The sequence below is a fragment of the Parageobacillus caldoxylosilyticus genome, assembly GCF_019272935.1.
Classification (GTDB): Bacteria; Bacillota; Bacilli; order Bacillales; family Anoxybacillaceae; genus Saccharococcus; species Saccharococcus caldoxylosilyticus.
The window spans coordinates 2,498,426-2,516,255 of record NZ_CP040553.1; the positions used below are offsets into that span (position 1 = coordinate 2,498,426).

16 protein-coding genes and 1 pseudogene are annotated in these 17,830 nt (G+C 46.4%); 12 read left to right on the forward strand and 5 right to left on the reverse strand.

Annotated elements, in window-relative coordinates:
• Positions 1–17: 17 nt before the first annotated feature.
• Positions 18–464, reverse strand: a complete 447-nt coding sequence (locus tag BV455_RS12720; protein ID WP_017434984.1) for a universal stress protein — start codon at positions 462–464, stop codon at positions 18–20.
• 113 nt (positions 465–577) lie between these two features.
• On the opposite strand from BV455_RS12720, the gene BV455_RS12725 reads away from it, so the two are divergent.
• From BV455_RS12725 to ald, 3 genes are all read left to right on the forward strand, one after another.
• Positions 578–721, forward strand: coding sequence for a hypothetical protein (locus BV455_RS12725; protein ID WP_169735602.1), 144 nt, complete (start codon positions 578–580; stop codon positions 719–721).
• Positions 722–850: 129 nt separating this feature from the next.
• Positions 851–1,612: an SDR family oxidoreductase gene (locus BV455_RS12730; protein WP_017434986.1), complete on the forward strand. Its 762-nt coding sequence runs from the start codon at positions 851–853 to the stop codon at positions 1,610–1,612.
• 381 nt (positions 1,613–1,993) lie between these two features.
• On the forward strand, positions 1,994–3,115 hold the full coding sequence (gene ald, locus BV455_RS12735) for an alanine dehydrogenase (RefSeq protein ID WP_042407596.1): 1,122 nt from the start codon (positions 1,994–1,996) through the stop codon (positions 3,113–3,115).
• A gap of 56 nt (positions 3,116–3,171) precedes the next feature.
• Here ald and BV455_RS12740 read toward each other — a convergent pair whose 3' ends face one another.
• Positions 3,172–4,266: a M24 family metallopeptidase gene (locus tag BV455_RS12740; protein WP_042407592.1), complete on the reverse strand. Its 1,095-nt coding sequence runs from the start codon at positions 4,264–4,266 to the stop codon at positions 3,172–3,174.
• A 133-nt stretch (positions 4,267–4,399) separates the two neighbouring features.
• Here BV455_RS12740 and BV455_RS12745 point away from each other — a divergent pair, with 133 nt between their 5' ends.
• Complete coding sequence (locus tag BV455_RS12745) at positions 4,400–5,080, forward strand: metal-dependent hydrolase (protein WP_017437264.1); 681 nt, start codon at positions 4,400–4,402, stop codon at positions 5,078–5,080.
• 122 nt (positions 5,081–5,202) lie between these two features.
• On the forward strand, positions 5,203–6,516 hold the full coding sequence (locus BV455_RS12750; protein WP_017437263.1) for a CBS domain-containing protein: 1,314 nt from the start codon (positions 5,203–5,205) through the stop codon (positions 6,514–6,516).
• Between the two features lie 19 nt (positions 6,517–6,535).
• On the opposite strand, the gene BV455_RS12755 is transcribed toward BV455_RS12750, so the two are convergent.
• Positions 6,536–6,847, reverse strand: a complete 312-nt coding sequence (locus BV455_RS12755; protein ID WP_017437262.1) for a YtpI family protein — start codon at positions 6,845–6,847, stop codon at positions 6,536–6,538.
• 119 nt (positions 6,848–6,966) lie between these two features.
• On the opposite strand from BV455_RS12755, the gene BV455_RS12760 reads away from it, so the two are divergent.
• Positions 6,967–7,914, forward strand: coding sequence for a DHH family phosphoesterase (locus tag BV455_RS12760; protein WP_017437261.1), 948 nt, complete (start codon positions 6,967–6,969; stop codon positions 7,912–7,914).
• Positions 7,915–7,953: 39 nt separating this feature from the next.
• Here BV455_RS12760 and ytrI read toward each other — a convergent pair whose 3' ends face one another.
• Together ytrI and BV455_RS12770 are read right to left on the reverse strand one after the other, a co-directional pair.
• A complete protein-coding gene (ytrI, locus tag BV455_RS12765; protein WP_017437260.1) occupies positions 7,954–8,463 on the reverse strand; it encodes a sporulation membrane protein YtrI in 510 nt (169 codons plus the stop codon).
• Positions 8,460–8,801, reverse strand: a complete 342-nt coding sequence (locus tag BV455_RS12770) for a sporulation membrane protein YtrH (RefSeq protein WP_017437259.1) — start codon at positions 8,799–8,801, stop codon at positions 8,460–8,462. The genes ytrI and BV455_RS12770 overlap by 4 nt, the downstream gene beginning before the upstream one ends.
• 111 nt (positions 8,802–8,912) lie before the next feature.
• On the opposite strand from BV455_RS12770, the gene dnaE reads away from it, so the two are divergent.
• The 6 genes and pseudogenes from dnaE to pyk all read left to right on the forward strand — a co-directional run bounded on the left by dnaE (position 8,913) and on the right by pyk (position 17,809).
• Positions 8,913–12,224 (forward strand): DNA polymerase III subunit alpha, encoded by a 3,312-nt coding sequence (gene dnaE / locus BV455_RS12775; protein ID WP_218688047.1) that lies wholly within the window; start codon positions 8,913–8,915, stop codon positions 12,222–12,224.
• A gap of 85 nt (positions 12,225–12,309) precedes the next feature.
• Complete coding sequence (locus BV455_RS12780) at positions 12,310–12,957, forward strand: FadR/GntR family transcriptional regulator (RefSeq protein ID WP_042407588.1); 648 nt, start codon at positions 12,310–12,312, stop codon at positions 12,955–12,957.
• A gap of 76 nt (positions 12,958–13,033) precedes the next feature.
• Positions 13,034–13,905 (forward strand): annotated as a pseudogene (gene accD, locus BV455_RS12785) (acetyl-CoA carboxylase, carboxyltransferase subunit beta).
• A complete protein-coding gene (gene accA, locus BV455_RS12790) occupies positions 13,890–14,867 on the forward strand; it encodes an acetyl-CoA carboxylase carboxyl transferase subunit alpha (RefSeq protein WP_042407584.1) in 978 nt (325 codons plus the stop codon). The pseudogene accD and the gene accA overlap by 16 nt, the downstream one beginning before the upstream one ends.
• Before the next feature lie 191 nt (positions 14,868–15,058).
• Positions 15,059–16,018 carry a 6-phosphofructokinase gene (pfkA, locus tag BV455_RS12795; protein ID WP_017437254.1) on the forward strand — a complete coding sequence of 320 codons (960 nt, stop codon included), beginning with the start codon at positions 15,059–15,061 and terminating at the stop codon, positions 16,016–16,018.
• 27 nt (positions 16,019–16,045) lie between these two features.
• On the forward strand, positions 16,046–17,809 hold the full coding sequence (pyk, locus tag BV455_RS12800; RefSeq protein ID WP_017437253.1) for a pyruvate kinase: 1,764 nt from the start codon (positions 16,046–16,048) through the stop codon (positions 17,807–17,809).
• Positions 17,810–17,830 lie beyond the last annotated feature (21 nt).

Here is a 17,830-nt window from a genome sequence, read left to right on the forward strand (position 1 = left end):
TTCGGAGTGTTTTTCTTTTATTCTTTTTCGGTTCGCACGACAAGCACATCGCATTTCGCATAGCGGGTGATATGTTCGGAAACGCTTCCAATGAGGAGACGTTCCATCGCGTTTAACCCGGTTGCTCCGCAAATAATTAAATCGGCTTTATATTTTGGCGCCACCTCTTTTGCGATTTTGACTTTTGGCGAACCGAACTCAATATCGATGACCACGTCGTTTAACCCGGCGGCAAGCGCTTGCTGCTGGTAGCCGCTAAGCAGCTCTTTCGCATATTGTTCCGATCGTTCTACGACAGTGTGATCATGTATTTCTACTGTTGCAAATCCACGCAAGTCAATGATATGGGACAAAATTAATTTTGCATTGTTGCGTTTGGCAATTTGAATCGCTTTTTTAAATGCCCATTCCGCTTCTTTCGAACCGTCTACCGCAACGACAATCGTTTTGTACGTCATTGTCATGGGTCTCCACTCCCTTTGGATAAAAATGCTATCCCTATGATTAGTATACCCCCATGCAAGCAATGAGAAACTACCGTATATATGACACTTTGATGAAAAAAGGGGTGGAAGAAGTGGAAAAAAAGTACAACGAAAATTGGTATTATGATGAAGAGGAAGTCAAAATCATTAGTGAACAAATCATGGATGCGTATCATAGCGGCGTGGTGGATCATGATGAGCTCTACTACGATCCAAAGCGAGAAGTCGGCGAATAGAATAAATGTAATTTCATCATGGTGATGTCTCACCATGATGATTTTTTGAAGCGGGATGGATGCGCGGCCACATAATTTATAGTAAATTAAAGTAAAGACAGGAAGTAGTGAAGGTGAGGAGGAGTAGTTGTGCGACATGCCCTCATCACAGCCGGAGCGAAAGGGCTGGGGAGAAAAGTAACGGAATTGTTATTAGAAAGAGGATATTCGGTAACGGTCAACTATCGGAGTGACGAGGCAGCAGTGCGGTCGCTGCAAGAAAAGTACGCCCATTTAAAAGACCGGCTTCAGTTTGTCCGCGGGGACGTCACGAAAAAAGAGGATTTATCGGTGCTTGTCGAGTCGGCATTGCAGCGATTCGGCCGGATTGATTGTTTGATCAATAATGCTGGTCCGTATATTTTTGAGAGGAAAAAATTAGCCGATTACACGGAAGAGGAATGGTATGAAATGATTGAAGGAAACTTAAGCGCCGTTTTCCATTTAGTAAAGAAAACGATTCCGTTGATGAGAAAACAACGGTTTGGGCGCATTATTACATACGGATTCCAAGGGGCGGCGGATGCTCCGGGATGGGTGCATCGATCCGCGTTTAGCGCGGCAAAAGTTGGTTTAGTATCGTTGACGAAAACGATCGCTCTCGAGGAAGCGGAGTATGGCATTACCGCAAATATGGTTTGCCCAGGCAATATTGTTGGAGAAATGAAAGAAGCAACCATTGCTTATGCGCGGACGAAAAAAGATGAGGAAACTCCCATCGGTCGCTCAGGGACAGGCGAGGATATTGCCCGTGTGATCGCTTTCTTATGTGAAGAAGATTCGGATATGATTACAGGAGCAGTGATTGATGTCACCGGGGGAGTCAATGTCCTTCACCGTTATCGGACGTAAGTTGTTTCTTGAGAAAAATCACCTCCTTGCATTAGTGAGGTGATTTTTCTATTGGAAAAAACTCGATCGAAATTACTTTCATTCTTATTGTAGGAGGGTGTGAAGCGCATCGGGAAACGAGCGAAAAAAGCCGTTTATTTTATAGAAAAAAGGAGAAACATAAATAATGATGGTTTCATATTTGCAGGTAAAAGGATATGGTATAGTAAGCAAATCAACTAGGAAGAATTCATAGCAATGGAGTGCCTGATCCAACGGTTTTCTCCATAAGTTAATGATAGCATATTAGAAGAGAAAGGAGGAAGGCGCATTCCTCCCCCACTTACTCATTGGGCTCCGCCCTTCTCATTCGTTGAAGTGGGGGTCCCCTGCGCTAAAACGATGAAAATTGGTATTCCAAAAGAGATTAAAAACAATGAGAACCGGGTGGCGATTACACCGGCAGGAGTAATGACATTAGTAAAAGCTGGGCATGAAGTATATGTGGAAAAAGGAGCGGGCCTTGGTTCCGGTTTTTTCGATGAAGAGTATGAAAAAGCCGGTGCAACGATCGTCCCATCTGCTCAAGATGCATGGGCGGCGGAAATGGTGTTAAAAGTAAAAGAGCCGCTTCCAGAAGAGTACGCTTATTTCCGCGAAGGCCTTATTTTGTTTACTTATTTGCATTTAGCGGCCGCGGAATCGCTGACGAAAGAATTAATGGACAAAAAAGTAATCGGCATTGCTTATGAAACGGTACAATTGGCAAACGGTGCGCTCCCGTTGTTAACGCCAATGAGCGAAGTAGCAGGAAGAATGTCTGTGCAAGTAGGCGCGCAGTTTCTTGAAAAGCCGCACGGAGGAAAAGGGATTTTATTGGGAGGCGTGCCGGGGGTGAACCGCGGAAGAGTAACGATTATCGGCGGCGGGACGGCTGGAACGAATGCGGCAAAAATAGCAGTGGGGCTTGGAGCGAAAGTGACGATTTTAGATATTAATGCTGAGCGGCTGCGCGAGCTTGACGATCTGTTTGGCGAGCATGTAACGACGTTAATGTCCAACCCGTATAACATCGCTGAAGCGGTGCAGCAGTCTGATCTTGTCATCGGCGCCGTATTAATCCCTGGCGCGAAAGCACCGAAGCTGGTGACGGAAGAAATGGTGCGCTCGATGTCACCGGGTTCCGTGCTTGTCGATATCGCCATCGATCAAGGCGGAATTTTTGAAACGACCGACCGTGTTACGACTCATGATGATCCGATCTATGTCAAGCATGGAGTTGTTCATTATGCGGTAGCAAACATGCCGGGCGCGGTGCCGCGAACATCCACGTTTGCGCTTACTAACGTCACCATCCCTTATGCGCTGCAAATCGCGAATAAAGGGTATCGCGACGCCTGCCTGCAAAATGAAGCATTGCTAAAAGGGATAAATACGCTAAATGGTTCGGTTACGTATGAAGCGGTAGCAAAGGCGCACGGATTGTCGTATACCGATGCGAGAACATTGCTCGAACAATCGTGAGAACATTCATTGTTGTGAAAAAGAGCGGCATTGTTTTTTAGCCGCTCTTTTTACCGTTAAATAACAATAAGCTCTTTTGGATAGGAAGTTAAAATGCCAACGCCATCGTCAGCAATAAATACGTCGTCTTCAATACGAACTCCGCCAACTGAAGGGACGTAGATGCCCGGTTCAATCGTGAACGTCATGCCGCGCTCTAATGGCATCGTATTGGCGGCATTCATGGACGGATACTCGTGTATTTCAATGCCTAAACCGTGTCCGACGCGGTGTGTAAAATATGGGCCATATCCTGCCTGTTCAATCACCGCTCTGGCCGCCCGGTCGACAGCGCCGATTGCTGCGCCTGGCTTGCACGCGTCAATTGCGGCCAGCTGAGCGCGCAAAACGGTATCATAAATCGTTTTTTGCTCTTCCGTTGCCGAACCAAAAACGACGGTTCTGGTAATATCGGAACAGTAGCCGTCGACGATGACGCCCAAATCAAACAAAACAAAATCGCCGCGCTGAATAGGCGTCTGTCCTGGCACGCCGTGAGGATTGGCGGTGTTTTGGCCGGTGAGAACCATGGTGGCAAACGACATTTCCCGTACGCCTTTCCGTTTCATTTCGTATTCGATCGTCGCGATAATATCTAATTCTGTTTTTCCTTCACGGATGGCGCTTACACCGACTTCAACGGCATAATCGGCAAGCTGCGCTGCTTCCCGCAGTATGGCAATTTCTTTTTCATCTTTGATCATCCGCAATTGCCGTAATTTTTCTTCGGCGTTGAGCCATGTATTGGCTTGGAAATAGGTATGAAGCTGTTCGTAGCGTTCTAAAGAAAGATGGCTTTTTTCGACCGCGATTTGTTCGACCGCGATATTTCTCGCCTGGATATGCCGTGCGATCAATTCCCATGGGTTGGATGTATCATCATAATCGATAATTTCATAGCCCCAGCCAGATTGGCGGGCGCGCGCCGTTTCCATTTGCGGGCAAATCAACACTGGCTCTCCTTCAGGAAAAACAAGCAATGCTAACAGCCGTTCATGCGGATCGCACCAAAACCCACTTAAATAGAAAACGTTTGGACTTGACGTAATGAACGCCAATGAAATATGTTGTTCTTGAAGCCAATCGGAAAATAATTGAAGCCGTTTGTTCATTGTGCATCTTTCCTTTCTTGTTTCTCTCTATTTGAGAGTAGCAGGAATAAATCGAAATGTAAATGTTTATAACGGATGCAGCAGGGAAATGAAAAACCATCACGAAATAATACTATGAAAGGGGAGGATTATCGTGAAAATTACTTACCATGGCCATTCCGTCGTAAAAATCGAAACAAATGGGAAAACGATTTTGATTGATCCATTTATTACTGGAAACAGCACCACCGATTTAAAACTAGAAGAAGTAAAAGCAGATGCCATTTTGCTTACCCATGGCCACGGCGATCATGTCGGCGATACGGTGCAATTGGCGAAGAAAAACAATGCGCTTGTGGTCGCCACCTTTGAGCTGGCTACATATTTAGGATGGCAGGGAGTTAATACTTACGGCATGAATATCGGCGGCGCGCATGAATTTGATTTTGGAAAAGTGAAATTGACGCAGGCATTCCACAGCTCCGGTTATGTCACGGAAGACAATCAAATTATTTACCTAGGGATGCCGACAGGGATTTTATTTACGGCTGAAGGAAAAACGATTTACCATGCCGGAGATACCGGATTGTTCTCCGATATGAAGCTCATTGGTGAACGCAATCAAATTGATGTGGCGTTTTTACCGATTGGGGACAGCTTTACGATGGGGCCGGAAGATGCCGCCCTTGCCGCTGAGTGGCTGCGTGCGAAAACGGTAGTGCCGATTCATTATAATACATTCCCGCCGATTGCCCAAGACCCTGAGAAATTTGTCGCGTTGCTTCCTGACGGGGTCGGCCGCGCTTTAAAACCTGGAGAAAGCATTGAATTATAAAATGAAAAAAGCGTCTCAATATGAGACGCTTTTTTTGGGAACAAATGTGCCAGACCCTTCATTGAATTGAATTTGTTTCGCCCGTATAATGAAAATAAGACATTGGTAAAGGGTGAAGAAACTTGGTGACAAAACATGAACAAATTTTGCAATACATTAATAGTTTGCCGATCGGTGAAAAAATTTCCGTACGGCAAATTGCCAAAGAAATGGGCGTCAGCGAAGGTACTGCGTATCGCGCCATTAAAGATGCGGAAAACAAAGGCTATGTCAGCACAATTGAACGCGTCGGCACGATTCGCATTGAGAAGAAGCGAAAAGAAAATATTGAAAAACTGACATATGCGGAAGTGGTAAACATTGTCGATGGGCAAGTGCTCGGCGGGCGCGAGGGATTGCATAAAACGCTGAACCGATTTGTGATTGGCGCCATGCAGTTAGAGGCGATGATGCGCTATACCGGGGCAGGCGACTTATTAATTGTCGGAAACCGCACGAAAGCGCACGAACTCGCACTCGAAGCTGGGGCAGCCGTGTTGATCACCGGTGGGTTTGATACGGAAGATCACGTAAAAAAATTGGCGGATGAACTGCAGCTTCCGATTATTTCGACCAGCTATGACACGTTTACCGTCGCGACAATGATCAACCGCGCGATTTATGACCAGTTAATCAAAAAGGAAATCGTTCTTGTCGAAGACATTTTGATTCCGCTCGAAAAAACCGTCTATTTATATACAACGGATCCAATTGAACGTTGGTATACGTTAAATCGCGAAACACGGCATAGCCGCTTTCCGGTTGTCGATGAACAACTAAAAGTGCAAGGGATGGTAACGGCAAAAGACGTGCTTGATTTTGATCGGCAATTGCCAATTGAAAAGGCGATGACAAAGCAGCCGATTACCGTAAAAGGAAAGACATCGGTCGCTTTCGCATCCCATGTCATGGTGTGGGAAGGCATTGAATTGCTGCCGGTCGTGGATGAACATAATCGGCTTCAGGGAATTATTAGCCGCCAGGATGTATTAAAAGCACTGCAAATGATTCAACGACAGCCGCAAGTCGGCGAAACGATCGATGATATTATTACAAGTCAGTTCCGGGAAGTGGATAACAATGGAAAAGAAGAAGCGTTTCGCTGCACAATTACACCGCAAATGACGAATCACTTAGGAACGTTGTCATATGGAGTGTTTACAACAATTGTCACCGAAGCGGCTACACGAGCACTTCGTTCCTATAAACGTGGGGATTTGGTCGTTGAAAATATTACCATTTATTTTATTAAACCAGTGCAAATTGACAGCACGGTGGAGGTAAAAGCGAAACTGCTAGAAATCGGGCGGAAGTTCGGAAAAGTGGATGTAGAAGTATATAACGAAGGCGCTGTCGTCGGCAAGGCAATGATGATGTGCCAGCTTATGGATCGCTAGCCAAAAAACGGGACGCGTGCTACGCCCCGTTTTTTGCTGTTTGTTTTGCTTCTTCAATAACGAGCGGCAAATAATATTTGTAGGCGCGGTAGCCCGCCCATGCGCTTCCGGCGCCAATTAACAAGAAAACGGTCCCGACAATATAGGTGACAGTAGAAGGGTGAAGAAAAAACTGATTGAGGCCAAACAGAAAGACGAACAACCCGAGTGCAATGCTCGATTTGGCGGAAAGCCAGCGCCGTTCCAGCGGGCGGCGGGAACGAAAATATTTGATTTTATAATAGACGTAAAACGAAAAGGAAAATATAATGAAAATTACAAGTGTTGGCATAAATCAAACCTCCACGATGTTTTTCTATCTTATTGTACATAGAAATGAGCAAGAATTCTAGCAAGGATCTTGCTTGTTTACGTATAATGAAAAAATATAGGGGCAAAAGGGGAAGAAAAATGAAAGAAAAATGTTTGGAAATTTTAAAAGCAGTACAACAGTTTGATACGATTGTCATTCACCGCCATGTACGTCCAGATCCCGATGCGTACGGGTCACAAGGGGGATTAGCGGAGATTTTGCAAGCATCGTTTCCGGAAAAAACGGTGTATACGGTAGGAAATGATGAAGAGTCATTGCAATTTTTACGGCGGATGGATATCATCGATGACGCTGTTTATCGCAATGCGCTTGTGATCGTTTGCGACACGGCGAATCAGGAGCGGATTTGCGATGAACGTTACCGTCTTGGCAAAAAGCTGATTAAGATTGACCATCATCCGAACGAGGATCCATATGGAGATATAGTATGGGTCGATACAAACGCCAGTTCCACGAGTGAAATGATTTATGAGTTTTATTTGGCCGGTAAAGAAGATGGACTGGTGATGACAAAAGAAGCGGCGCGTTTAATTTATGCAGGCATTGTCGGCGATACCGGACGCTTTCTTTTTCCGCGCACGAGCGAAAAAACATTCCGTTACGCAAGCGAGCTCATTCAATATGGTTTCTCTTTGACGGAGCTATATGACGGGTTATATCGCACGAAGTTGAATGTAGCGCATTTAAGCGGATACGTGCTGCAGAACTTTACCGTATCAGAAGAAGGGGTGGCGGCGGTAAAAATGCCAAAAACCCTGCTCGAACAATACGGCGTTACCGCTTCTGAGGCTTCGCAGCTTGTCAGCCTTCTTGGCAATATCGAAGGAATTGTCGCATGGGTATTTTTTATTGAGGAAGAAAAGGAAATTCGCGTCCGCTTCCGTTCTAAAGGCCCAATTGTCAATGAAGTGGCGAAAAAATACCGCGGCGGCGGCCATCCGCTTGCAGCAGGGGCTTCCATTTACTCTTGGGAAGATGCGGACCGTGTTATTGCCGATTTGAAAGCGGCGTGCCGATCCCGATAAAACGCGGAAATGTCCCGGTAAAGTCCGGGACATTTCTTTTTATGAGGAAGGCAGCGGCTTTAATTTTAGTTCAATCGACAAGGTGGTAAAGACAAACAGCTGATGAATTTCCAACTTATACAATTGTTCATTAATCGTGTATGTTTTGTTTTCAATAGCCCGCTTTAGCAACTCCCGGCTGTTATAAACGGTTTCGATGTCTTTTGCCTTCAGGTGGGAAATATCTTCCTTTACGCTTTCTTCAATGCGAAATGTCGTATAAGAGTCGAGTTTATATTGCTCCGCGTTAACGAGATGGACAGAAATTTCTTGTACCATCAATTTTTTTTTGTTCATTTTATTTTGTTTGACGTAGTCTTCTTGCCAAATGCGAACTTCGTTTTCCAAATCGGCAATTTTATCTTGCAGCTCGGTTATTTGTCGGACTTGTTTTTCCTGCAGAACGCCGAATAAATGCAAAAAAACGACCCAGCTGATGATCGCACCGATCGCAACGCCGGCAAAAAAGCGCTGCCACGTGGGATAGCGATAATAAGACGGGATTCTCATGAAGAAATATGCTCCTGTGTCAGCCAAGTAATGATGGTAACTCCCGTCTGCGCTCCTCCCATCGCCGAAAGAATAAGAAGGAACTGTCTCACAATGTCGCGCGTCTCCCCAAAAAAGAATCCCCGTTCCACCATATAAAACGTATCAAACGTTCCACCGATGGCAGCGACAACAGCCCAAATCCGCAAATCACCAGCAAAACGATACATGGCGGTGAGCGGCTGCTCTCCGCTTAAAAACGCGCCAAGCGCCCCGATCATCGCTCCGCCTAACAGCACGCCGGCCGCGATAAAATAACTTTGAATAAAAGCAGGCAAAAATGCAATTTTTTCATTCATGCTTCTCCCACCCTTTCCTTTACTACATGTATATGGACGAGTAGGGAGGAGTATGTTTTGCCAAGGGAAAGTTTTGTCTTCTATAATGAAGGAAAAGGAGGGAGAAGAGCGTTGTCGTTTGTCCACCTTCAAGTCCGCAGCTGCTACAGTTTGCTGACGAGCCCGACGAAAATCAGCGATTTAATCAAAAAGGCGAAGGAGTTGCAATTTCCCGCTCTTGCGCTAACGGATGAAAATGTATTGTATGGCGCGATTCCTTTTTATATCGAATGCAAACGCTTCGGTATTCAGCCGATTATCGGGATGATCACAGACATTGCGCTGGAGGGAGAAAAGGCGTATCCGCTCGTTTTGTTAGCGAAAAACGAAACAGGTTATCGTCATTTAATGAAAATAAGCAGCGCGATTCAGACGACGGCAAGTGAAGAAGGCATTCCGGAAAAGTGGCTATGGCGCTACCGCGATGGACTGATCGCTCTAACTCCGGGAAAAAAAGGGCAGGTAGAAACATTGCTTGCCCATGGGGAAATCGAAAAAGCAAAACAGGTGTTAGAGAGGTATAAGCAAATATTCGGGGCGGATGCATATCTTTCCGTGCAGCGCGGGGAACAGGCGCGCGAATCGTATGAAGCGGAGCTAATTCGCTTAGGGGAAGAAACCAATACTCCGCTTGTGGCAACGAACGATGTCCAATATATCGAAAAAGAAGACGTGTTTGTGCAGCGTTGTTTATTGGCAATTAAACATGGAACGGAAATGAAAGAAGAAAAAAACGTTATCGGAGAACGATATTTCACACCGCCGCAGGAAATGGAAAGACGTTTTGCCGATCTGCCGGAAGCGGTAGAAAACAGCAGGAGAATTGCTGAGCAATGCCAGCTGCATCTAGAGTTCGATACATTAAAGCTGCCAAAATACCCGGTCCCGGAAAAGGAAAGCGCTGGTCGCTATCTGCGCCGGCTTTGCCTAAAAGGGCTATATGAACGGATTTCGTCTCCTTCCGCTGTTTACAGGGAACGGCTGGAGTATGAGCTTCATGTGATTGAGCAAATGCATTTCAGCGACTATTTTTTGATCGTGTGGGATTTAATGAATTTTGCCCGCAAAAAAGGGATCATGACAGGACCGGGAAGAGGATCGGCAGCTGGGTCGCTTGTGGCATATACCCTTTATATTACCGATGTGGATCCGATCCAGTACGGTCTTCTTTTTGAGCGGTTTTTAAACCCGGAACGGGTATCGCTGCCTGATATTGATATTGATTTTCCCGATGACCGCCGGGAAGAAGTCATCCAATATGTCGCCGCCAAATACGGGCAACAACATGTTGCGCAAATCATCACTTTCGGTACGTTCGGCGCCAAAGCGGCTCTTCGCGACGCAGGCAAAGCGATGGGGATGAATGTAAAAGAAATAGAACATATCGTCCAATCGATTCCGAATAAGCCGGGAGTAACGATTCAGGAAGCCTATGAGCAGACCCCTGCCTTTCGCCAAGCGGTGCAAGCTTCTTCTTTATTCCAAAAGTGGGTGGCAACGGCTATGAAAATAGAGGGGTTGCCGCGTCATACATCTACTCATGCGGCCGGCGTCATTATTAGCAGCGAACCGCTGGCGGAAATGGTTCCGCTGCAACAAGGACATGGCGAATGGTATTTGACGCAATATCCGATGGATGTGTTGGAGCGGCTCGGCCTGCTGAAAATGGATTTTCTCGGTTTGCGCACGTTAACATTGCTGGAGCATATATGCCGCCTTGTCGAGCAGCAAACCGGAAAAACGCTCGACATCCGCTCGCTCCCATTAGATGACCGGAAAACATACGAATTATTAAGCAATGGGGATACGAACGGCATTTTCCAATTGGAGTCCGACGGGATGAAGCACGTATTAAAGCAGCTGAAACCGTCCCAATTTGAAGATATCGTCGCTGTCAACGCGCTCTATCGTCCCGGTCCGATGAGCTACATTCCTGTTTATATAAAAAGAAAGCATGGCAAAGAACATGTTTCCTATCTTCATCCTGATTTGGAGCCCATTTTGGCGCCTACATACGGCGTTCTTATTTACCAAGAGCAAATTATGCAAATCGCCGCCAACATTGCTGGCTTTTCATTAGGAAAGGCGGATTTGCTGCGCCGTGCCGTTGCCAAGAAGAACAAGGAGCTGCTTGATGAGCAGCGCCATGAGTTCGTGCAAGGGTGCCTTAAAAACGGCTATGGGGAAACATTTTCCAATGAACTTTATGATATGATTGTCCGTTTTGCCAATTACGGGTTTAACCGCAGCCATGCGGTCAGCTATGCCTTGCTTTCTTACCAGCTTGCTTATTTAAAAGCCCATTATCCACTCTGCTTTTACGCCGCGCTATTAACGAGCGTCATCGGAGATGAAGAAAAACTGTCTTTGTATATTTATGAAGCAAAACAAAAACAGATTGCGCTGCTGCCGCCTTCCATTAATCAAAGCCGCTATGACTTTTCAGTAGAGCGGGCAAAAATCCGCTATAGTTTAGCCGCCATTAAGCATGTCGGGGCAGTCGCGGTAAGGGCGATTGTCCAAGAACGGCAAAAAGGGCCGTTTGCCGACTTTTTTGATTTTTCTGTGCGCCTATTCGGAAAAGGCATCAACCGAAAAACGATCGAGTCGCTTATTTTGTCAGGCTGTTTTGATGAGTTCGGAGTGGAAAGAGCCTCTTTATTGGCAAGTGTGGATGTCGCGCTAGAGCACGCTCAGCTTATCGGTCCGTATGTGAAAGAAGGTTTGTTTACCGATTTGTCCTTAAAGCCAAAATATGTGGAAGCCCCTGCACTGTCGTTGGAAGAGAAGCTGAAGCATGAAAAAGAATTGCTCGGTGTGTATGTTTCCCCGCACCCGACAACGGAGTATCAAAAGGCATTTCGCTTGGCTGGCGCCAAACCCATTTTCAGCGTATGCAATGGAGCGACGAATTCTTTCGTTAAAGTAGGCGTATATATTGCAGAAAAAAGAAAAACGCGGACGAAAAAAGGAGAGGAGATGGCCTTTTTCACCATTAGCGATGAGAGCGGGGAAATGGATGCGGTGGCGTTTCCTAGTGTATATTCCCGTTATTCCGCAGCGTTGGAGAAAGGAAATATACAGCTGTTGGAAGGAAAAATAGATGTCCGCGCCGGGAAACCACAGCTGGTGATTCGCCAAGTGCTTTCTCTTTTTACGAAAGCACTTTATATAAAAATTCGTCCAGAACATATGGCCGCTGGAAAATTGTTTACACTAAAAGAGTTATTGCGAAAATATCATGGAAATACTCCTGTTTTTCTTTATTATGAACAAGAGCAAAAGATGGTCAAATTGGCCGAAGAATACAATGCTGCCGTAACCGATGAATGTATAGCGGCACTAAAGGAGCTCCTTGGCGGTGAACATATTGTAGTCAAATGATTATTTCTTTACTATTTTGCAATTTTGTTATATCGTATAGACATTAGGTGGTCAGACCAGTGATGGAAATAGAAGGAAAGTATAGTTGCGATGGCATGCTAGGGAGGGATCACCGGTAAAAGACGCAAAAGTATACATCGAAACGCTCGAACAAATCCGCCGAATCATCCGCGAAGACGGACTGGTCGCCGGCGATAAACTTCCTTCTGAACGCGAATTATCAGAGCGTCTGCAAGTCGGCCGCTCTTCGGTGCGCGAGGCGCTAAGGGCGCTCGAATTTCTTGGCATAATTGAAACGCGGCGCGGTGAAGGAACTTACATTAAAGATATAGGGAACCACCAGCTTATTAACTTGCTCGGAATGTTTATTTTGCAAGATAAGCGCGCCAAAGCAGATTTGGCAGAAACGAAGTGGCTCATAGAGCAGCTTTGCTTGCAGCTTGCCTGCCAACGGTGGCAAGAAAAAGATTTGGCGTGGCTTGAAAAAAACGTTCGACAAAAATCAATGAATTATGATGTTTTTTTTCAATGGGTGACGATGGCGACGCACAACTATTTGCTAGAGCGAATTTGGCGGGTGCTGCACAACTTTTCCGCTACGATCAGCGGCACCGGTTCATTGCCTGATGTATTTTATGAGAAGATGCTAGAAGCATTGGCGAAGCGGGATGAGGCTGTTGTGACGGAAATATGGAAAACATATGTGCGTCCTCCTTTGTCGAAAGAGAAATGACATCGTTTTACAAAAAATATGATGAATTTTCGATACAGTAGTAGATAGAGCCAAAAAGTGAAGGAGGGAATACCTCATGTGGAAAGACATATTTATCAAAAAGAAGAAATATGCGTCGATTCCTTCCCAGCAAGTGAGATACGAAGTTCCCGAGGGAATTATGACGAAGTGCCCAAAGTGCAAAAAAATTATGTATACAAAAGAATTGATAAAAAATTTGCGCGTTTGCATGAGCTGCGGCTATCACCATACGATGCCGTCGCGGGAGCGAATTGACAGTTTGCTAGATGAAGGCAGTTTTCGCGAATACGACGCCGATATGATTTCTGTCAATCCGTTGCAGTTCCCAGGATATATGGAAAAGCTCGAAGAAGATCGCCGTAAATCGAACTTAAATGAAGCGGTTGTCACCGGCGAAGGGACGTTAAATGGATATCCGCTGGTAATCGCCGTAATGGATTCGGCGTTCCGGATGGGGAGCATGGGCTCTGTCGTCGGGGAAAAAATTACAAGGGCAATTGAAAAAGCGAGGGAACTTCATGTCCCATTTCTTATTTTTACCGCTTCCGGCGGCGCTCGCATGCAAGAAGGGGTATTAAGTTTAATGCAGATGGCAAAAACGAGTGCTGCTTTAAAATTGTTTAGCGATGAAGGCGGTCTGATTATTTCGGTGATGACGCACCCGACTACCGGGGGGTGTCGGCAAGCTTTGCTTCGCTCGGGGATTATAATTTTGCCGAACCGGGGGCGCTCATTGGCTTTGCCGGCCGCCGCGTGATTGAGCAAACGGTGCGCGAGGAGCTTCCCGAAGATTTCCAAACAGCGGAATTTTTGCTGAAACACGGTCAGCTGGATGCCGTCATCCATCGCCACGACTTAAAGGAGACGCTGACGACGGTGCTGGATATTCATCAAGGAGGAGGAGAACACGGATGGTGGCAGAGTTAGATTTCGAAAAGCCGCTCATTGAATTGCGTCGAAAAATTATCGAGTTAAAAGAGTTTATGAAAACCGCCGAGGTCGACCTTTCGGCAGAAATTGAAAAATTGGAAGCGCGTCTTGCCAAATTGGAAAACGATATATATTCGAACTTAACTCCATGGGATCGCGTGCAAATCGCCCGTCATCCCCAGCGACCGACAACACTAGATTACATAACTCGGCTGTTTACGCATTTTTTAGAATGCCATGGGGACCGCTGTTTTGGCGATGACGAGGCGATTGTCGGCGGAATTGCCAAATACGACGGCTTGCCTGTGACTGTGATTGGCCACCAACGCGGAAAAGATACGAAAGAAAACATTCGCCGCAATTTCGGCATGCCGCATCCGGAAGGATATCGCAAGGCATTGCGGCTCATGAAACAGGCGGAAAAATTCCAGCGCCCCATCATCTGTTTTATTGATACAAAAGGAGCTTATCCGGGAAAAGCAGCGGAGGAGCGAGGACAAAGCGAGGCGATTGCTAGAAATTTATTTGAAATGTCAGGACTTACCGTGCCGATTGTTTGCATTGTAATCGGCGAAGGCGGAAGCGGCGGTGCGCTGGCGCTTGGGGTTGGCAACCATATTCATATGCTCGAAAACTCCACGTATTCTGTCATTTCCCCGGAAGGAGCGGCGGCGATTTTGTGGAAAGATGCAGCACTGGCACAGCGTGCGGCGGAAACGATGAAAATTACTGCGCATGACCTAAAAGAGCTCGGGGTGATTGATGAAATTATTCCAGAGGTTCGCGGCGGCGCTCATCGCGATGTCGATCAACAGGCGGCAGAAATCGATAAGGTGTTGAAGCGCTCGCTGCAGCAGCTTCTAAAGCTGGATGGCGAAACATTAGTCCAGCAACGATATGAAAAATTTAAACAAATCGGGCAATTTACGTTTTCCCACGATGACCTTCGGGTAAGATAAAAACAAGGCTGTCTCCATCTACGAGACAGCTTTGTTATATTGCAAGCCGTGTTAACAAATATTTAACAGCTTCTCTATTGTGTTCTTCTAGGCTTCGTGTTATTTTATAGAATGTTAAAGAGTTGCAGAGGTATGAGGTCGGACGTTTTTTCATAATGGGTTATCAAACAATGAATAAACGAGGTGACAACATGAAACGTATTGGTGTGTTAACAAGCGGCGGCGATTCGCCAGGCATGAATGCGGCCATTCGTGCTGTTGTCCGCAAAGCGATTTACCATGGTGTAGAAGTATTTGGGGTTTATCATGGCTATGCTGGCTTAATTGCTGGAAACATTAAAAAATTGGAAGTCGGAGACGTTGGGGATATTATTCATCGTGGGGGTACAATACTATATACGGCACGCTGTCCGGAATTTAAAACAGAAGAAGGCCAGCGAAAAGGAATTGAACAATTGAAAAAGCACGGGATTGAAGGGCTGGTCGTCATCGGCGGAGACGGTTCGTATCAAGGGGCCAAAAAATTAACGGAGCATGGATTTCCTTGTGTCGGAGTGCCGGGAACAATCGATAATGACATTCCTGGAACGGATTTTACAATTGGATTTGATACAGCATTAAACACGGTGATTGACGCCATTGACAAAATCCGCGACACTGCCACATCGCACGAACGGACATATGTCATTGAGGTAATGGGACGCCATGCCGGGGATATTGCGTTATGGTCAGGGCTTGCCGGAGGAGCGGAAACGATTTTGATTCCGGAAGCAGAGTATGACATGGACGATATTATTGCACGGCTGAAGCGTGGACATGAGCGCGGCAAAAAACATAGCATTATTATCGTTGCCGAAGGGGTTGGAAGCGGCGTCGAGTTCGGCAAGAAAATTCAAGAAGCAACCGGATTTGAAACGCGCGTCACGGTGTTGGGGCATGTGCAGCGCGGCGGTTCTCCAACTGCGTTTGACCGTGTGCTTGCCAGCCGTTTAGGTGCCCGGGCTGTTGAATTATTGCTAGAAGGAAAAGGCGGCCGCTGCGTCGGCATTCAAAACAATCAGCTCGTCGATCATGATATTGCCGAAGCGTTGGCAAACAAGCATACTGTGGATCAAAGAATGTATTTGTTGTCAAAAGAGCTATCCATTTAATTCCCTAGCGGAAAGGAAGAAGAAATGATGATGAGGAAAACAAAAATCGTCTGTACGATCGGTCCTGCCAGTGAGAGTGTGGATAAGCTCGTGCAATTGATCGAAGCGGGGATGAATGTCGCGCGTTTAAATTTTTCGCACGGCGACCATATGGAACATGGACGGCGCATTCAAAACATTCGTGAAGCAGCGAAGCGAACGGGAAAAAAGGTGGCGATTTTGTTAGATACGAAGGGGCCGGAAATTCGCACGCATGACATGGAAAATGGTTCCATCGAATTAAAAGAAGGATCGCAGCTTGTTATTTCGATGAAGGAAGTCCTCGGAACGCCGGAGAAAATCTCGGTGACCTATGAAGGGCTTATTGACGATGTCGTTCCTGGCTCCAAAATTCTTTTAGATGATGGGTTAATTGGCTTGGAAGTTGTTTCTATTGATAAACAAGCGCGCGAAATTGTCACGAGAGTGCTAAATGGAGGCGTCTTGAAAAATAAAAAAGGAGTTAATGTACCGGGCGTTCGCGTCAACCTGCCAGGGATTACAGCCAAAGACCGCCAAGATATTTTATTCGGCATCGAACAAGGAATTGATTTTATCGCCGCTTCTTTCGTTCGGAGAGCTTCCGACGTATTGGAGATTCGCGAGGTGCTCGAAGAAAATGACGCGCTACATATTCAAATCATCGCCAAAATCGAAAATCAAGAAGGCGTAGATAATATTGATGAAATTTTGGAAGTTGCCGATGGCCTGATGGTGGCGCGCGGCGACCTTGGCGTTGAAATCCCGGCAGAAGAAGTGCCATTGATCCAAAAAGTGCTCATTAAAAAATGCAACATGCTTGGCAAACCGGTTATTACGGCGACACAAATGCTCGATTCGATGCAGCGCAACCCGAGACCTACGAGAGCAGAAGCAAGCGATGTCGCCAACGCGATTTTTGACGGTACCGATGCGGTGATGCTATCTGGGGAAACGGCGGCAGGGCATTATCCAGTCGAAGCGGTAAAAACGATGCATCGAATTGCGCTGCGCACCGAACAAGCCCTGCAATACCGCGACATATTAGGACAGCGGACAAGAGAAAGCGCGACGACGATTACCGATGCGATCGGGCAATCGGTGGCGCATACGGCGCTAAACTTAGACGTGGCGGCGATTGTCACGCCAACTGTCAGCGGAAAAACGGCGTATATGATATCGAAGTATCGTCCGAAAGCCCCGATTGTCGCTGTTACTTCCAGTGAATCCGTATCACGCAAATTAGCGCTTGTCTGGGGAGTATATTCGCAAGTGGCGCCACAAGCGAAAACAACGGACGAAATGCTTGATATTGCCGTTGATGCTGCAATAGAATCAGGAGTAGTCAAACACGGTGATTTAGTCGTCATCACCGCGGGAGTTCCAGTTGGAGAAACAGGGTCGACGAACTTGATGAAAGTGCATGTGATCGGCGACATTATTGCAAAAGGGCAAGGCATTGGCCGCAAATCGGCTTTCGGAAAAGCGGTAATTGCAAAAACGGCAGAAGAAGCGACCCGAAAAATGGTAGAAGGCGGGATTTTAGTAACGAACAGTACCGATGCAGACATGATGGCGGCGCTAGAAAAAGCGGCGGCCATCATTACCGAAGAAGGCGGATTAACGAGCCATGCCGCCGTCGTTGGTCTAAGCCTTGGCATTCCGGTCATTGTCGGTGTAGAAAATGCAACAGCGATTTTAAAAGATGGGCAGGAAATTACGGTGGACGCAGGATTCGGTGCGGTTTATCAAGGACATGCGAGCGTGTTATAAGATATGTTATAAGATATAATA